14 protein-coding genes and 1 pseudogene are annotated in these 17209 nt (G+C 67.2%); 10 read left to right on the top strand and 5 right to left on the bottom strand.

From position 1 onward, the window contains the following. Positions 1 to 60 precede the first annotated feature (60 nt). The 10 genes and pseudogenes from C9F12_RS03620 (at position 61) to C9F12_RS03575 (ending at position 11918) form a co-directional block, all read left to right on the top strand. Positions 61 to 1077, top strand: coding sequence for a TRAP transporter substrate-binding protein (locus C9F12_RS03620; RefSeq protein WP_045991765.1), 1017 nt, complete (start codon positions 61 to 63; stop codon positions 1075 to 1077). Between the two features lie 118 nt (positions 1078 to 1195). Further along, complete coding sequence (locus C9F12_RS03615) at positions 1196 to 1783, top strand: TRAP transporter small permease (protein ID WP_108448023.1); 588 nt, start codon at positions 1196 to 1198, stop codon at positions 1781 to 1783. After that, the gene (locus C9F12_RS03610; RefSeq protein WP_045991767.1) at positions 1780 to 3054 is read left to right on the top strand and encodes a TRAP transporter large permease; all 1275 of its coding nucleotides are present in this window, start codon (positions 1780 to 1782) and stop codon (positions 3052 to 3054) included. Before C9F12_RS03615 ends, C9F12_RS03610 begins: the two co-directional genes overlap by 4 nt. A gap of 67 nt (positions 3055 to 3121) precedes the next feature. Then, positions 3122 to 4582 (top strand): aldehyde dehydrogenase family protein, encoded by a 1461-nt coding sequence (locus C9F12_RS03605; RefSeq protein ID WP_108448022.1) that lies wholly within the window; start codon positions 3122 to 3124, stop codon positions 4580 to 4582. Between the two features lie 107 nt (positions 4583 to 4689). Next, positions 4690 to 5586, top strand: a complete 897-nt coding sequence (locus tag C9F12_RS03600) for an NAD(P)-dependent oxidoreductase (protein WP_108448021.1) — start codon at positions 4690 to 4692, stop codon at positions 5584 to 5586. A 176-nt stretch (positions 5587 to 5762) separates the two neighbouring features. Next, positions 5763 to 6974 carry a mandelate racemase/muconate lactonizing enzyme family protein gene (locus C9F12_RS03595; RefSeq protein ID WP_108448020.1) on the top strand — a complete coding sequence of 404 codons (1212 nt, stop codon included), beginning with the start codon at positions 5763 to 5765 and terminating at the stop codon, positions 6972 to 6974. A 316-nt stretch (positions 6975 to 7290) separates the two neighbouring features. Beyond that, positions 7291 to 7737 (top strand): annotated as a pseudogene (locus C9F12_RS03590) ((2Fe-2S)-binding protein); the annotation flags it as partial. Between the two features lie 85 nt (positions 7738 to 7822). Continuing rightward, entirely contained in the window at positions 7823 to 10198 is a 2376-nt protein-coding gene (locus C9F12_RS03585) for a molybdopterin cofactor-binding domain-containing protein (protein WP_108448019.1), read from the top strand. 60 nt (positions 10199 to 10258) lie between these two features. Continuing rightward, positions 10259 to 11263 (top strand): XdhC family protein, encoded by a 1005-nt coding sequence (locus tag C9F12_RS03580; RefSeq protein WP_108448018.1) that lies wholly within the window; start codon positions 10259 to 10261, stop codon positions 11261 to 11263. Continuing rightward, complete coding sequence (locus C9F12_RS03575; RefSeq protein ID WP_108448017.1) at positions 11253 to 11918, top strand: NTP transferase domain-containing protein; 666 nt, start codon at positions 11253 to 11255, stop codon at positions 11916 to 11918. Before C9F12_RS03580 ends, C9F12_RS03575 begins: the two co-directional genes overlap by 11 nt. A 232-nt stretch (positions 11919 to 12150) precedes the next feature. Here C9F12_RS03575 and denD read toward each other — a convergent pair whose 3' ends face one another. The 5 genes from denD to ltnD form a co-directional block, all read right to left on the bottom strand. Next, a complete protein-coding gene (gene denD / locus C9F12_RS03570; RefSeq protein WP_108448016.1) occupies positions 12151 to 13122 on the bottom strand; it encodes a D-erythronate dehydrogenase in 972 nt (323 codons plus the stop codon). Between the two features lie 112 nt (positions 13123 to 13234). Continuing rightward, positions 13235 to 14032: a 2-oxo-tetronate isomerase gene (otnI, locus tag C9F12_RS03565; RefSeq protein ID WP_108448015.1), complete on the bottom strand. Its 798-nt coding sequence runs from the start codon at positions 14030 to 14032 to the stop codon at positions 13235 to 13237. A gap of 83 nt (positions 14033 to 14115) precedes the next feature. Then, positions 14116 to 14763: a 3-oxo-tetronate 4-phosphate decarboxylase gene (gene otnC / locus C9F12_RS03560; RefSeq protein ID WP_045990915.1), complete on the bottom strand. Its 648-nt coding sequence runs from the start codon at positions 14761 to 14763 to the stop codon at positions 14116 to 14118. Further along, positions 14760 to 16052 carry a 3-oxo-tetronate kinase gene (otnK, locus tag C9F12_RS03555; RefSeq protein WP_108448014.1) on the bottom strand — a complete coding sequence of 431 codons (1293 nt, stop codon included), beginning with the start codon at positions 16050 to 16052 and terminating at the stop codon, positions 14760 to 14762. The genes otnC and otnK overlap by 4 nt, the downstream gene beginning before the upstream one ends. Positions 16053 to 16109: 57 nt before the next feature. Then, a complete protein-coding gene (gene ltnD / locus C9F12_RS03550; protein WP_108448013.1) occupies positions 16110 to 17051 on the bottom strand; it encodes an L-threonate dehydrogenase in 942 nt (313 codons plus the stop codon). Positions 17052 to 17209: the final 158 nt, after the last annotated feature.

Genomic DNA, 17209 nt, shown 5'->3' with positions numbered 1-17209 from the left:
TCCGGCCGTGCCACCGGGCACGGCCACACCCAAGCGTCATCCCGCAAAGAGGAAACAACAATGACGACGACTGTACGCCACGCAACACGCCGCCCCGCCTTTCACCTCAAGCCCTGCCTGCTGGCCGTGGCACTGGCCGGGTTTGCCCTGCCAGCGGCTGCCGCCCAGACCATCACCGTCGGCCACACCACCTCGGACAGCTCTCACTACTCCGAGGGTATCGATGCCTTCAAGGCGACCCTGGAGGAGCTGTCCGACGGCGAATTCACGGTCAACGAGCAGCCCTCCGGTGCGCTGGGCGGCGAGCGCGCCATGATCGAAGGCCTGCAGATCGGCACCATCGACGCCGTGGTCACCTCCACCGGGCCGCTGGGCAACTTCGTCCCCGAGACCTACGTGCTCGACCTGCCGTTTCTGTTCAAGGACTACGACCACGCCCGCTGCGTGCTGGATGGCGAGGTCGGCCAGGACCTGCTCGACAAGATCGGCGAGCACGATCTGGTGGGTCTTGCCTGGACCGAGAACGGCTTCCGCCACATGACCAACAGCCAGCGTGACATCGAGACCCCCGAAGATGCCCAGGGTCTCAAGATCCGCACCATGGAAAACGAGATGCACATGGCGGCGTTCAACGAGATGGGCGTGCATCCGACACCGATGGCCTTCCCGGAGCTGTTTACCGCGCTGCAGCAGGGCACCGTGGACGGCCAGGAAAACCCCATCTCGGTGATCCTCACCGGCAATCTGTGGGAGGTCCAGGATCGCCTGTCGCTGACCGGCCACGTCTATTCTCCGGCCATCATGCTGGCCTCGCCGATCCTCTGGGACGGCCTGTCCGATGAGCAGAAGGGCTGGTTCATGGAGGCCGCCCAGGCCGGCGCCGAGGCCACGCGAGCGATGGTGTCGAGACTCGAGACCGAAGGAGTCGAGGAACTCAAGGCCAAGGGCATGACCGTGGTCGATGACATCGACAAGTCCCAGTTCCAGGCCGCCGTCGAGCCCTCCTACTCGGTCTACACCGACGAGTACGGCTCGGAAATGCTCGATCGCATTCGCTCCAGCGACTGCGGCAGCTGATCGTCCACTGATCCTCGACTGACCTTCCCGCCCGAGCGCTCGCTGACTGCCGTGGGCGAGCGCTTGGGCGGTCAAGCCTGACCCGTCCTCGGGCCTTACCCGCGATGAGGAAAGCCCCATGCTGGATCTGTTCTTCCGTCTCGAGCGGGCCATCTCCCAGGTCGCCCTCTACGCAGCGGTGCTGATGTTGATCGCCTCGGTAAGCCTTGGCTTCTACCAGGTGCTGACCCGGTTCGTGTTCGACGCCCCCTCCACCTGGTCGGAGGTGATGGCCCGCTCCACCATGATCTGGTGCGTCTTTCTGGGCGCCGCGGCGACCTTTCGCGGCGGCTACATGATGGCCGTCGAAGTGATCTACAAGCTGGTGCCGGCCTCCGCCCTCAAGGCGCTGGAGATACTGATCGCCACCTGCTGCATGATCGTTCTGGCGATCCTGGTGATCTACGGCTATCAGATGACGCTGCGCGTGCAGAACCAGATGCTCTCCGGCGTCGGCATCTCGATCGCCTGGATCTACGCCGCCATTCCGATCGGCGCCGCCTTTTCGCTGCTGTCGGTGATCACTCGACTGATCGCCCAGCTGACCGGACGCGAGACCATCGGCGTGGTCGATGCCGAGGCCCCCGCCCACGTGCCTGAATCCGAATCCAGACCTGGCCCTGACACAGGCACCTCGTCCGGTACCGAAGGGAGGAAGCAGCCATGAACGCCGCCATCGGACTATCGCTGATCATCCTGTTCGCCCTGGGCGTGCCGATCGCCGTGTCGATCCTGCTGGCATCGGTGATCGGTATCGAGTTCTTCACCCGTTTTCCGCTGCTGATGGTGCCCCAGCAGATGTTCGTCGGCATCGACAACTTCCCGCTGATGGCGATCCCCTTCTTTATCCTGGCTGGCAACCTGATGGCCGCCGGCGGCATCTCCCAGCGCCTGGTGGACCTGGCCAAGTCCATCGTCGGCGGGCTCCAGGGCGGGCTCGCCATGACCTGCGTGCTGACCTGCATGATGTTCGCCGCGGTTTCCGGCTCGAGCGTGGCCACCACCTTCGCCATCGGCTCCATCCTGATTCCGGCGATGGTGGCCCACGACTACCCGCGTCCGCTGGCGGCCTCGATCCAGGCCTCCTCGGCGGAGCTCGGCGTACTGATCCCGCCCTCCATCCCCTTGATCCTCTACGGCGTCAGCACCGACACCTCGATCGGGCGCCTGTTCATTGCCGGTATCGGTCCGGGGTTGTTGATCGGCTCGGCGCTGCTGCTGTTTCTGTACATCTTCTGCAAGCTGCGCGGCTACGGCCTGCGCGACCGCGAGGATCGCGCCGCCTTCACCACCTCAATGCGTCGTGCCTGGGCCGCTCTGCTGATGCCGGTGGTGGTCATCGGCGGCATCTATGGCGGGGTCTTCACCCCTACCGAGGCCTCGGCGGTGGCGGTGTTCTACGCCCTGATCGTCGGCGGTCTGGTCTACCGCGAGCTGCCGCTGTCGGAGCTGGTGCCGATCCTGCGCCAGAGCGTGATTTCCACCGCCACGGTGATGCTGATCATCTCGGCGGCGGCGCTGTTCAGCTTCCTGATCAGCCGCTCGGGGCTGCCCGGCGAGGTTGCCGCCTGGGTCACCCAGGTGTTCGAGAGCCCGGTCAGCTTCCTGCTGGCGGTGAACGTGATGCTGCTGGTGATCGGCATGTTCGTCGAGACCTCGGCGGCGATCCTGGTGCTGGCCCCGATCTTCACCCCCATCGCCGTGCAGTACGGCATCGACCCGGTGCACTTCGGCCTGATCGTGGTGGTCAACCTGGCGCTCGGCATGTTCACCCCTCCGCTGGGGGTCAATCTGTTCGCCGCCTGCGCGGTGGCCAAGCTGTCCATCGACGAGCTGATCCCTTGGCTTGCGCGCTTCGTGCTGGTGGTCCTGGCCTGCCTGATGGCGATCACCTACATGCCCTGGATCTCGCTGGGCCTGGTCGATCTGCTCTACTGATACCGATCACTGCCCCGGCCGCGCCGGGGCCCACCTCATCTTCCGCCCCTTCTCAGGAGTCGACAGCATGCACGCCCTCCCCCTCACTCCACCCACCGGCGCCCTGATCGGCGGTCACTGGGTCGATACCGCCGACACCCTCGAGGTGCTGCGCCCGGCCAGCGGCGAAGTCATCGCCCGTATCGCCGCGTCCAGCGCAGCCGACGTCGATGCTGCGGTGGCCGCCGCCCGGGCAGCCTTCACAGGCGAGCTTGGCCAGTGGTCGACGTTCTCGGCGCGGGCGCGCAGTGAATGGCTGTATACCTTCAGTCAGGCCATCGACGCCGACAGGGAGACCCTGGCCGCCCTCGAGTGCGCCGACACCGGCAAGCCGATCAGCCAGGCCCGGGGCGACATCGCCGCCTGCGCGCGCTACTTCCGCTTCTACGCCGGCGCCGCCGACAAGCTCCACGGCGAGACCATCCCCTTCGATCCCGACTATGCGGTGATGACCCTGCGCGAGCCCTGGGGCGTGTGCGCCCAGATCATCCCCTGGAACTACCCGGCCCAGATCTTCGGACGCTGCGTGGCGGCGGCGCTGGCCGCCGGCAACACCTGCGTGCTCAAGCCCGCCGAGGACGCCTGTCTGAGCGTGCTGCGCCTGGCCCAGCTGGCCGTCGACTGCGGGCTGCCGGAAGGCGCGCTCAACCTGGTGCCTGGCCTCGGCCGTGAAGCCGGCGCCGCCCTGGCCGCCCACCCCGGCATCGACCATCTGTCGTTCACCGGCTCGCCGGAGACCGGCACCCTGGTGACTCAGGCGGCGGCGGTGCACCACGTGCCGGTGACCATGGAACTCGGCGGCAAGTCGCCCCAGCTGCTGTTCGCCGACGACGACCGTGAACGCGCCCTGGACGCCGTGGTACGCGGGATCATCCAGAACGCCGGCCAGACCTGTTCCGCCGGCAGCCGTCTGTTGGTGGAGCAGAGCATCCACGACGAGGTGGTGGCGGCACTGAGCGAGCGCTTCTCGCAATTGACCTGCGACGTCGGCGAGAACGACCCGGACTGCGGGCCGCTGATCAATGAACGCCAGCGCGACAAGGTGATGACGCTGATCCAGGCGGCACAGGATGACGGTATACACATCGCCGCCCGTGGACGCCTGGCCGACGACGCCCCCCGGGACGGCCACTTCGTGGTCCCCCACCTGTTGACCCAGGTGCCGCAAGGCCACGGCGTCAGCCGCGAGGAGCTGTTCGGGCCGGTACTGGTGGTCCAGGCCTTCGCCGACGAGGCCGAGGCCGCACGCCTGGCCAACGCCACCGACTTCGGTCTGTGTGCGGGCGTATGGACCACCGACGGCGGCCGCCAACTGCGTCTGGCCAAGGCGATCCGTTCGGGCCAGGTGTTCGTCAACAACTACGGCGCCGCCGGTGGTATCGAGCTCCCATTCGGCGGCGTCGGCCGCTCCGGCCACGGCCGCGAAAAGGGCTTTGAAGGGCTCAGGAGCTATACCCGCATCAAGACCATTGCGATTCATCACGGCTAGACGTCGCTGGAAAAGCCTGGGCCTGACACAAGAAATTCCCGAGCGTGTCGGGCCGCTTCTCTCGACCACCGACCAGCAACCATCATCACCACCACAAGGAAAGGGACATGACCACCTCGCTTCACGTCGGCCTGATCGGCGTCGGCCTGATGGGCCACGGGATCGCCACCAGCCTGCTGCGCGCGGACCATCGCCTGAGCTTTCTCGATCACCCCGGCAATCAGCCCAGCGACGACCTGATCGACAAAGGGGCAAGCGCTCTGACCAGCGCCCGCGAGGTCGCCGAGACCGCCGATCTGGTGATCCTGTGCGTCACCGGCACCCCCCAGGTGGAAAGCGTGCTGTTCGACGAAGGCGGCGTGCTGGAGGGGCTCAAGCCAGGCCAGATCGTGGTCGACTGCTCCACCGCCATCCCCAGCTCCACCCAGGCCATCGACGCCAGGGTGCGCGAGGCCGGAGGCCGTTTCGTCGACGCCGCCATGACCCGCACCCCGAAGGAGGCCGCCGAGGGCCGCCTCAACCTGATCGTCGGTGCCGATCAGGCGCTGTTTGACGAGCTCAAGCCGCTGTTTGGCGCCTTCGCCGAGCACATCACCCACGGCGGCCCGGTGGGCGCCGGCCACACCCTGAAGCTATTGCACAATTTCGTCTCGCTGGGCTTCACCGCCGTACTGGCCGAGGCCAGCGCCGCCTCCCGACGCGCCGGCATCGACGACGCCGTGCTGCTCGAGGTGCTGGGCAACGGTGGCGGCGGCGGCGTGGTGCTCGAACGCCTGCGTCCCTTCCTGACCGACGCCGACCCTTCAGGCTTCCGCTTCAGCCTGTCCAACTCGCTCAAGGACGTGGGCTACTATCAAAGCATGTCCGAGGACCTCGGCGCCTCGCGCCAGCTCAGCCAGGCGATCACCCGGCTCTACCAGGACATCGTCGATGCCGGCCACGGTGAAAGACTGGTCCCGGAATTGGTCAGTCTGCTCGGCGAATCACAGTCAAAGCAGCCATGATGCTTCCGTCACACGCCATTTGACGGCGGCCACCCGCAAGCTGCCTGAGCGGATCAAGCGACGTCAGCGAGGGTGGCCATTGAAGATACACAACAGCAGAGAACGGCAGCGGTCTGCGGCGATGACGAACGGGGCCGATCAACGGTAGCGAAACACTGAACCTTGCGGAGACCAGCATGAAGATCCAGCGTATCGAAACCCTGCGTCCTGCGGCTCGTCCGTCACTGATCTGGGTGCGCGTCCACACCGAGGACGGCCTGGTGGGCCTGGGCGAGAGCTGGTTCGGCACCGACGCCATCGACGCCGATGTTCATGGCCGCCTCGCCCCGCTGCTGCTGGGCGAGGATGCCACCCGCATCGAGGCGCTGCACCGCAAGATGCAACCCTACGTGGGCTTTGGCGGCACCAGTGCCGAGACCCGCGCGCTGTCCGCCATCGACGTGGCCCTGTGGGACCTGGCCGGTCAGCGTGCCGGCCTGCCCCTGCATGACCTGCTCGGTGGCGCCACTCGAGCGCGGGTGCCGCTCTACAACACCTGCGCCGGCCCCGACTATGTGTCCAAGTCCGCCGAGGTACGCCCGGACAACTTCGGCATCAAGGGTGGTTCGGGGGATGACGGGGCGTCTCCCCGCTACGAGGACCTGGACGCCTTTCTCGAGCGTCCGGCGGAGCTCGCCGCAGAGCTCCTCGAGATGGGCATATCCGCCATGAAGATCTGGCCCTTCGACTTCGCCGAAGGCGCCCGCCACGGCATGTCCATCTCGCCCGCCGATCTCAATCGTGCGCTGTGGCCGTTCGAGGAGATCCGTCGCGTCCACGGCGATCGCATGCGCCTGAAGGCGGAACTGCACGGGCTCTGGAGTCTGCCGGCGGCGCGCACCATCTGCCAGGCGCTGGCCCCCATCGACCCGGACTGGATCGAGGACCCGCTGTGGATGGATCGCTTCGACCAGCTCGGCGAGCTGGCCGACACCTGCGTCCCCCTGGCCGGCGGCGAGACCCTCGGCGGCCTGGGGCAGATTCGCGACCTGCTGCATCGCGGACGTATCCACACCCCGATCATCGACGTGACCTGGGGCGGCGGTGTCAGCTTCGCCCGCAAGGCCGCCGCCCTGGCCGAAGCCGAGGGTCGCCCCATCGCCTTCCATGATTGTTCCGGCCCGGTGACGCTGGCGGTATCCACCCACCTGGCCATGGCGCTTGCCAACGTCGCCGAGCAGGAATTCACACGGGCCTTCTACTACGGCTGGTACGCCGACTGCGTCGAGGGCCTGCCGCCGGTCGAGGACGGCATGATCCGCGTCAGCGGCGAACCCGGGCTGGGCATTCGCCTGAACCCCGAAATGCTCAAGGTCGACGCACTCCATGGACGTCTCAGCGAGAGCTAGATTCACTGACGCCCTGAACTTCATGTCGAGAAGCAGCCCTCACCACGAGAGGCGCCAGACGCCCCCGGCGCCTTTGCGGTAACCGCCATCCACGCATTTCGCCCGTTCCCGAATTCAACGTTGCCCACTAGTCGACTGGTCTATAGTATCGCGACATCGCTTATTAAGAGGCAGATGGTGTGCCAGTTACGGCATCCCGACCGTCCTCGCGTCCCCTGTTGCCTCAAGAACGGGTAAAAGGGACGCATACAAGAAAAATCAGAAGCACCAACGGACCCTGAAGCTACGCAATGAAACCAGCGAGGAACCAGCCCCCATGACCAGCTTCACCCTGAACGGCGAAGCGGTGAGCGTCGAGGTGGATCCCCAGACCCCACTGCTGTGGGTACTGCGCGATACCCTGGGCCTGACCGGCACCAAGTTCGGCTGCGGCATCGCCCAGTGCGGCGCCTGCACCATCCACTTCAACGGCTCGGCCACGCGTAGCTGCGTGCTGCCGCTGGCCGCCGCCGAAGGTGCCGAGATCACCACCATCGAAGGCCTCGACGCCGACGGCAACCACCCGCTGCAACAGGCCTGGCGAGAAGAGCAGGTGCCCCAGTGCGGTTACTGCCAATCCGGTCAGATCATGCAGGCGGCCGATCTGCTCAAGCGCAAGCCTTCCCCCAGCGATGACGAGATCACCCAGGGCATGAGCGGCAACCTGTGCCGCTGCATGGCCTACGTGCGCATCCATCGCGCGGTGAAACGCGCCTCCTCGCTTCAGCAGGGCGGCGTAGAGACCTTCGATCCCGCCTCCGCTACTGCTGCCCGCAGCGAAACCCGTACCAGCGCCGAGGAGCCCCGCCATGAGCCGGTTTGATGACACCCTGGCGGCCCATCGGGGCGCTTCCGCAGTCCGCAGCGATACGTCCCCAACCGATCGCCAAGCTGGCCCCGGTCTTAGCCGCCGCGGCTTTCTGATCGGCACCCTGGGCGCCAGCGCGGTTCTCGCCTTTGGCCTGCCCGGCATGGCCTTCGGCGCCGCCGACGCGGCCAGCGAGGCCCTGGCCAAGGGTCGCTTCGAGCCGACCCTGTGGTACGCCATCGACGCCCAGGGTCACGTCACCCTGCACTGCACCAAGGCCGAGATGGGCCAGCACGTGGGCACCAGCCTGGCCCGCCTGGTGGCCGAGGAACTCGAGGTCGACCCGGCGACGATCGCCATCGAATACGTCGACAGCGACCCCAAGTGGGGTTACATGATCACCGGGGGTAGCTGGTCGGTGAACCACAGCTTCCTGCCGCTGTCCCGTGCCGGCGCCGCCGGACGCCAGGCGCTGATCGAAGCAGGTGCGCGCCTGCTCGAGGTCGACGCCGCCGACTGCCAGGCCCGTGACGGTCAGGTCATCAGCGGCGACAAGCGCATCGGCTACGGCGAGATCGTTGCCAGCGGCACCCTGTCGCGCAGCTACAGCGCCGAAGAGCTTGAAGCCATCGAGCTCAAGCCGGCCTCCGAGCGCCGCGTGCTGGGCACCTCCGGCCGAGCCCAGGACATCCCCGCCAAGACCACCGGCGAGGCCGTCTTCGGCATCGACGCCAAGGTCGATGGGATGCTCTATGCCCGCCCGGTGCTGCCGCCTACCCGTTTCGGCTCCCGCGCCACCTCCATCGATGACAGCGCGGCCCAGTCTATCGCCGGCTATCGCCAGACCATCCGTCTGGAGGACCCCTCGGGCCTGTGCCAGGGCTGGCTGGCGGTGATCGCCGACAACTTTTCCGCCGCCATGCGCGCCACCGATGCGCTGAAGATTGAATGGGAAAACGGCTCCGGCATCTCGATCACCGAGGCCGATATCCTCGATGAAGGCCGCCGTCTGACCCAGTCGCCGAGCCGTGACAACGGCGCCCTGTTCGTCGATATCGGCGAGGTGACGTCGACCCTCGAGCAGGCCGCGTCCGCCGAGGACGTGTCGCTGATCGATGCCACCTACACCACGTCCAGCGTGCTGCACTTCCAGCTCGAGCCGGTCAACGCCACCGTGGTCGAGCGCGACGGCCACTGGCACGTCCACTGCGGCAACCAGCAGCAGTCCGTGGCGGTACCCCTGGTGGCCAAGGCGCTGGAAGTCGACGAGAGCCAGGTGACCTTCCACCAGTACTATCTGGGCGGCGGCTTCGGACGCCGTCTCTATGGCGACTATGCCGTGCCTGCTGCGCTGGCCGCCAAGGCCGTGGATGCCCCGGTCAAGATGGTCTTTACCCGCCCCGATGACAGTCGCATGGATTGCGTGCGCTCACCCTCGGTGCAGCGGCTGCGCTCGGCCCTGGCAGCCGACGGCGCCATCCAGGCCAGCGAACACGCCGCCGCCGCCGGCTGGCCCACCGCCGATATCGCACCCGGTTTTCTCGGCGAATTCGTCGAGGGTGGCGGCAAGATCGATTCCTTCGCCATCAGTGGTGCCGACCACTGGTACGCACTGGGCGCCCAGCGGGTGTGGGCCCAGCAGAACCACAAGGCCCACGAGGCCTTCGTTCCTGGCTATCTGCGCGCGGTGGGGCCAGGCTGGACCACCTGGGCGGTGGAGAGCCATATCGACGAACTGGCGCTGGCCGCCGGCCAGGACCCTGCCGAGTACCGCCGGAACCTGCTCAAGGCCGAAGGACGCAACGCCGGCGAGGCGCCCAACAGCGTCGGCGGCGCCGAGCGCCTCAAGACAGTCCTCGAACGCACGCTCGACAAGGCCGGCTGGAGCGAGCGCGACGCCCTGCCCGAGGACACCGGTCTCGGTGTGGCACTGAGCTTCGGCCAGGAACGCCATATGCCGACCTGGGTGGCCTGTGTCGCCCGCGTCAAGGTGGACCGTGCCAGCGGCGAGGTGACGGTCGAGAAGCTGACCTCGGTGGTGGATGCCGGCACCCTGGCCCATCCCGACGGTGCCATGGCCCAGTTGGAGGGCTCGCTGCTGTGGGGGCTGTCGATGGCCCTGCACGAAGGCACCGAGTACGCCGAAGGCCGGCCTGCGGACCTCAACCTGAACAGCTATACGCCGCTGCGCATGCATCAGGTGCCGGAGCTGGACCTTGAATTCGTCGACAACGACCACACCCCGGTCGGCTTAGGCGAGCCAGGCACCTGTGTGGTGGCACCGGCCATCGCCAACGCCATCGCTCACGCCACCGGCGTGCGCCTGCGCGACCTGCCGATGCGGCCGGAGGCTCTCAAGGCCGCACTGGGGGCCTGACCCGCCACCCGAGCGCCACGCTGATGGCGTGGCGCTCGTCACACACAGGACACGCTGACCATGCAACATCTGGATCTTACGGTGGTGCGACGTGCCCTCGCCTGGCTGCGCGACGGGCGCACCCTGTGGCTGGCCACGGTGCTGTCCACCTATGGCTCATCGCCACGCGAACCCGGTGCCTGGCTGGCTGCCACCCGTGACGGCGATCACGTTGGCTCGCTGTCCGGCGGCTGCGTCGAGGAGGACTTTCTTGAGCGCCTTGGGCAGGGTGATTTCGATACGCCGGTCAGGCGGGTGCGCTACGGCGCCGGCGATGGCGTCGACTACCCGGCGCCCAGCCTTCCCTGCGGCGGCGTGCTCGATGTGCTGGTCGAACGCTTCGCCCCCGACCAGGCGGCACTGGCGCACTTCTCGGCCCTGGAGGCGGCGCTGGAAGGACGCAAGCCGCTGATTCGCCGGGTAGACCTGGACACCGGCACGCTCTCGCTCACTCAGGACGATGGCCTGGGTGATCGCGTCGTTCTGGTCGATGGGAATGGTGAGGCCAGTGCGCAACTGCGCGTCGGCCCGGCCGCCCGACTGCTGCTTGCCGGGGTCTCGCCGGTGGCCGTCGCCTGCGCCCAGTTCGCCGTGGGGCTCGGCTTCGAGGTGATCGTCTGCGACCCTCGGGAAGGCATGCTGGAGTCCTTTATCGATGACCTCGGGGGCGCCTCCGGCAACATCGAGAAGGTGGCGACCCTACCGTCACGCTTTATCGCCGAAGGTGGCTGCCATGCTGCCACGGCGGTGGTGGCGCTGACCCACGACCCGCGCATCGATGATCTGGCGATGATCGAGGCGGTACGCTCCGAGGCGTTCTACATCGGGGTGATGGGATCGCTGCAGACGTCCCGGGCGCGGGCCGAGCGGCTATCCCGCAGCGGTGGTCTGAGCGATGACGAGATCGCGCGTATCCATATGCCGATCGGCTTGAACCTGGGCAGCAAGACCCCGGCGGAGATCGCCCTGGCGGTGATGGCCGATATCGTTCGGGTACGCCGGGGCAAGGACCGCAATGCGCTCTAGCGGCCAGTCGGGCACTCCTGCTTCAACCCCCTCTTGTGAGGATGGCCGCCATCCGTCCCACGCCACCCCGCTGATCTGTGTAGTAGCGGCGGCGGGGCGTTCACGGCGCTTCGGCGCCGCGGACAAGCGCCATGCACGCCTCGAAGATGGTCGCCGGCTGCTGGCGGCAAGCCTTGCGGCGGCGGCCAGACTGACCCCTCGGCGGCTGGTGGTGCTGGGGCCGGGCGAGAGCCTTGCCGATTGGGACCTTGCACCGTCTGCCAACCTCGAGCTGCTGTCGCTTGAACGTCCCAGCGACGCCCTTGGCGACAGCCTGTCGGCGGCCTTTCGCTGGCTGCTTCAGCAACGCCAGCAGCAACGTCCTGAGCTCACCGCAGCGGCGGTATGGCTCGGCGACATGGCCTGGATCTCGGCACCAACTTGCCGCCGGCTTGCCGCCAGCGCCAGGGCCGACCGACTGGTCAGGCCGCGCTTTCACGGCCAACCCGGCCACCCGGTGATCGTTGGCTGCGACTTCTGGCACGAGATGACGCAGCTTCACGGCCAGGACGGCGCCCGAGCGTTACTGCACCGCCACCGCCAGGCACTGCTCGAGATCGACGTCGATGATCCCGGCGTGGTGCGCGACCTGGATACCCCCGAAGACCCACGCTAGGCACCCTCGCTAAGGGCTCTCGCCAAGAACTCTCGCCAAGCCCCCGCGCTAGGCGCTGTCCGAAAAGTCGACGAGCGAAGGTTAGACAAGGCAAAAATCGGTGAGAAAGCGCAGTTTACGGGGTGTAAATGAGCATTTTGATCCGATTTTTAACGCCGTATTACCGAGCGCAGGCACTTTTCAGACAAGCCCTAGACCCTGGGCAACCACCGTCAGCCCCGATTCCCCACCGCTAGCGCTTCGCCTGATCCTCGACAAAGGCCTCGACGATGGCATCGAAGTCGCTGTCACCGACGAAGCCAAGGGCCTCAGCCTTGTCGGTACGAAAGCGCCCAGGCCAGCTCTCGACGATGGCGCGGATACGCTCATCCGGCTCGAAACTCACCAGCTCCCGCGCCTGAGCGCCACCCTGACGCTCCAGCGCGTCGAGCATGGCCGCCACGCTTACGCTGATACCCGGCAGCATGAAGGCGCGGAAGTCACCCAGGGCATCGGCGGCGACTTCGGCGCCGTGGACCAGCGCCTGAACCACCTTGCCAGGCGACATCACGAACAGTTCGAGCTCGGTGGGCACCGGGCACACCGCGGCCTCGCCGTTCAGGGGCTCACGCAGGATGCTGGAGGCAAAGCTCGAGGCCGCGGCGTTGGGCCGGCCTGGCCGAATGACGATGGTCGGCAGGCGCAGCACCAGACCGTCGATCAGGCCGCGCCGGCTGTAGTCGTTGATCAACAACTCGCACATGGCCTTCTGGCTGCCGTAGGAGCTCTGGGGCCGCAGCGCGGTCATGTCGTCGAGCACCTCGGGCAACTCGCCGCCGTACACCGCCACCGAGCTGGCCATGATCACCCGGGTCGTGGCCAGGCCGCGCTGGCGGCAGCCGTCGAGCAGCGCCCGGGTGGCGTCGAAGTTGACCGCTAGCCCAAGCTCCAGATCGGCCTCGGCGGCAGAACTGACCACCGCTGCCAGGTGGTAGATCACGTCCGGGGCGCCATCCAGCAGGGCGTCCCAGGCTCCCTCTTCGGTGAGGTCCCGAGCGGTCGACGTCACCGCCACCTGGCCCGCCTCCTGTGGGTGAGGCGGCGTGCTCTGGTCGACCAGGGTCAGGCGCGAAAGCGGCTGGCCGTTGACCTCGCCCTTGGCCAGCAGCGCCTGAACCAGACGTTGGCCAAGGAAGCCGGCTGCACCAGTAATCAAGATATGCATGGGTGTTCTCCTCCTTTAGGGACGATGGCCCACGCCGGGCGCAGCCCCAGCGATACACCAGAGGCACCAGTCATCAAGACATGCATGGAAGCCCTCCTCCTTCGGCGGCGAGTTATTTGGCAACGACACCATGGGCGCGCGCCCAGCCCAGGCCATCTACGGTGTCGCCTGCGGGGCGGTATTCACAGCCGACCCAGCCGTCATAGCCAAGGGCGTCGAGACGCTCGAGCACCGGGCCAAAGTTCACCTCGCCCTGGTCCGGCTCATGGCGCTCCGGGACCCCGGCGAGCTGCACGTGTCCCACCACGTCGAACTGGGCTTCCAGGGTACGGATCAGGTCGCCCTGGACGATCTGGCAGTGGTACAGGTCGAACTGCAGCCGGAGGTGGGGCGAGCCGACGCGCTGGATTACTTCCCTGGCAAGCTCCTGGCGCTGCAACAGGAAGCCCGGCATGTCGCGGCCGTTGATCGGCTCGATCAACAGGGTACGCCCGGCCCGGCCACAGGCCTCGGCGGCATGGGAAAGGTTGTCGACGTAGGTGGCCAGATGAGCCTCTCGGGTGGCCTCGCTGGCGCCTTGCGGCAGCAGCCCCGCCATGGCATGCAGGCGCGGACAGTCGAGCGCCGCGGCGTAGTCGAGCGCACGCTCGAGCCCCTCGCGGAACTCCCCCTCGCGCCCCGGCAGGCTGGCAAGGCCTCGCTCGCCGGCCTCCCAGTCGCCGGGAGGCAGGTTGAACAGCACCTGCGTCAGCCCATGTTGGTCGAGCCGCTCACGCAGCTCGTGCGCCTCGAAGTCGTAGGGGAAGAGGTACTCGACGCCGGTAAAGCCCGCCTTGGCGGCGGCGCCAAAGCGGTCGAGAAAGTCGTGCTCGGTGAACATCATGCTGAGGTTGGCGGCCAGGCGGGGCATCTCGCTCTCCTGATTGTCATTGTCGTGCGGGCCTCGCGTCGGGGGCCCAGTATCGAGGTATTGCCGACGCCAATAGCCCCGGTTCAGTCGCGGGGGAAGCGTGCTTCGAGTTCCTCTACCTGTTCTGGGGTCAACCCACGAGGATTCTGGCCGCGCAGCAGCAGGAACAGCTTGGCGGTCTCCTCGAGCTCTTCGGTGGCGTAGACCGCTGCCTCCAGCGACTTGCCCGCCACCACCGGGCCGTGGTTGGCCAGCAGCACCGCGCTGTGCTTGCCGGCGAGCCCACGTACCGCGTCGCCAAGGCTGGGGTCCCCCGGCACGTGATAGGGCACCAGCGGCAGGCGGCCGACGCGCATCACGTAGTAGGCGGTCAGCGGCGGAATGCAGTCGTGGTGGTCCACATCCGGCAGGCAGGATACAGCCACCGAGTGGGTCGAGTGCAGATGGACGATGGCCTCGGACTGGGGCCGCTCGGCGTACATCGCCATATGAAGGAAACTTTCCTTGGTCGGCTTGTCGCCATCGAGCCATTCCCCCGTCGCCGACAACGTCGAGATGCTGGCCGGATCGAGTCGTCCCAGGCAGGCATTGGTCGGGGTCATCAACCAGCCGCCGTCGTCCAGGCGCACACTGATATTACCACTGGAGCCCATGGTCAGGCCGCGGTCAAACAGCGACTTGCCATAGGTGGCGATCTGCTCGCGCAGACGATTGACGTCACGTGCACTCATTGGCTCATCTCCTTGAGCACCTTAAAGCCGCGGCTGAAGATATCGACGCCGCCGAAGTTGCCGGACTTGAGCGCCAGCGACAGGGTCGACCCGCCGACGCGGGCCTGGGTCCAGGGCACCCCGGCATCGATCTGCCCGCCGATATGCAACTGGTCCAGCGACAGCGCCGAGACCACCGCACCGGAGGTCTCGCCGCCGGCCACCAGCAACCTGCCGACACCTTCGTCCACCAGGGTGGCGGCCAGGGTCGCCAGGGCCCGCTCGACCAGCTCGCCCGCCTTGGCCACGCCCAGGCGCTGCTGGGCGGCCTTGACCCGCTCGGGTGCAGCCGAGGCGTAGACCAGCACCGGTTCATCCGGCGAGTCCTGATAGTGGCGACGCACGAAGTCCAGCGCCTCGGCGATGGGTGCGTCACCCTCGGCCAGCGCCAGCGGGTCCAGGGCGATCCCTGGATGGCGCTCGAGGAAGTGCTCGACCTGGGCCAGGGTCGCCCGCGAGCAGCTACCGGAAAGCACCAGGGCCTGTCCCTGGGCCGAGGCCAGCCGAGCCGCATCGTCGACCGCCTCAAGCCAGCCCTTGCGCCGATACTCGGCGGGCAGCGCCTGGCCAAGGCCCGAGCCGCCGGTGACCAGGGGCAGCTCGACGCAGGCCGCAGCCAGCACCTCAAGATCGGCGTCATCCAGGGTGTCACAGATGACGTGGCGGACCTTGTCACCTCCCAGGCGGTCGAGGTGGCTGGCACAGGCCTCGGCGCCCTGGCGGATCACCGAGTGAGACAGAAGCCCCACCGCATGCGACGTCTGCGCGCCCAGTACCCGCACCAGATCGGCGTCGGTCATCGGATTGAGCGGGTGATCCTGCATGCCGCTGTCGTTGAGCAGACGATCGCCGACGAACAGGTGCCCCTGATAGACCGTGCGTCCGGTGGTCGGAAAGGCCGGCACCATCACCGTCTGATCGCCGCCCAGACGCTCGAGCAGGGCATCGGCCACCGGGCCGATATTGCCCTCGGCGGTGGAATCAAACGTCGAGCAGTACTTGAAGAAGACCTGGCGTGCGCCCTGTTCGGTCAGCCAGTCCAGCGCCGCCAGGCTGTCGGCCAGCGCCTCCTCCACCGGGCAGGTGCGCGACTTGAGCGCGACGACCACGGCGTCGACACCTTCAGGCAGCGGCTTGCCGGTGGGCACACCGAGCATCTGCACGGTGCGCATGCCGGAGCGCACCAGATTGTTGGCCAGGTCGGTGGCGCCGGTGAAATCATCGGCGATGGCGCCGAGTACCAGAGTCATGGTCAGTCCTCGTCAAATACGGTGAATAAAGGGGAGGAACACGGCTGCGACGCGGCCTTATCCGGCGTCGTCGTCATTGGCCGCGGGCAGTGCGATCCCTGCGGTAGCGGCGTAGACCTTGACCACCGCGGCGTCGTCTTCGCGTCCCAGCCCCATGCCGCTGGCGGCGGTAAACTGCTGCAGGGCGCTGGCCGCCACTGGCATCGACAGGCGCAGTTCGCGGCCGGTGTCGTGGACGATGTTGAGGTCCTTGACGAAGATGTCCACGGCCGACAGCGGGTGATAGTCGCCGTCCAGAATGTGCGGCACCCGGTTCTCGAACATCCACGAATTGCCCGCCGACTGGGTAATCACCCGGTACAGCGCGCGACCGTCGATGCCCATCTTCAGGCCCAGCGCCATGGCCTCGGCGGCGGCGGCGATATGCACCCCGGCCAGGTGCTGATTGACCAGCTTGACGCTGGAGCCGGGCCCCGGCGTGTCACCCAGCCGGTGGACCGTGGCCGCCATGGCACCAAGCGGTGCCTCGGCCAGGGCGAAGGCCTCGGCACTCCCGGAGGCCATCACCGACAGCTCTCCGCTGGCCGCCTTGGCCGCCCCGCCGCTGATCGGGGCGTCGAGCATCATCAGCCCAGCCTCTGCCAGTCGGCGTCCCAGGGATTCGGCGAAACTCGGCGCCACGGTGGCGCACTGGATCACCAGGCTGCCCGACGCAAGCGTCGCTGCCAGGCCATCTTCTCCAAACAGCACCGCCTCGACCTGATCGGCGTTGACGACCACCAGCAGCACCACGTCACAGCGCGGCGCCAGCTCACGGGCCGACGCCACCGCCTCGCCACCGGCTTCCTCGAAGGCCTGACGGGAGGCGCTGGAAACGTCGCAACCGATCACCTCAAGGCCGCCACGCAGAAGGCTTCGGGCGATACCCATGCCCATGGCGCCAAGTCCCACCACGCCACAGACAGGGGATCCGGCGGATGTCGTGGATGATTCGCTCATGCTGCTCTCCGGTAACGAGGCCGTCAGGGCCGACAAACAAGAGTATGGCCTGCTTCGACTTCATCTGCGGAAGGAGCAGGGAGGCGGTATCTGTACCCGGCACATCGAAGGCCAGCGACCAATACCGATAACAGGACGATAGGAAATCCGGTCGGCGG

The organism is Halomonas sp. BN3-1 (assembly GCF_003056325.1).
Classification (GTDB): domain Bacteria; phylum Pseudomonadota; class Gammaproteobacteria; order Pseudomonadales; family Halomonadaceae; genus Halomonas; species Halomonas litopenaei.
This window is presented reverse-complemented; position numbering and strand designations above follow the sequence as displayed.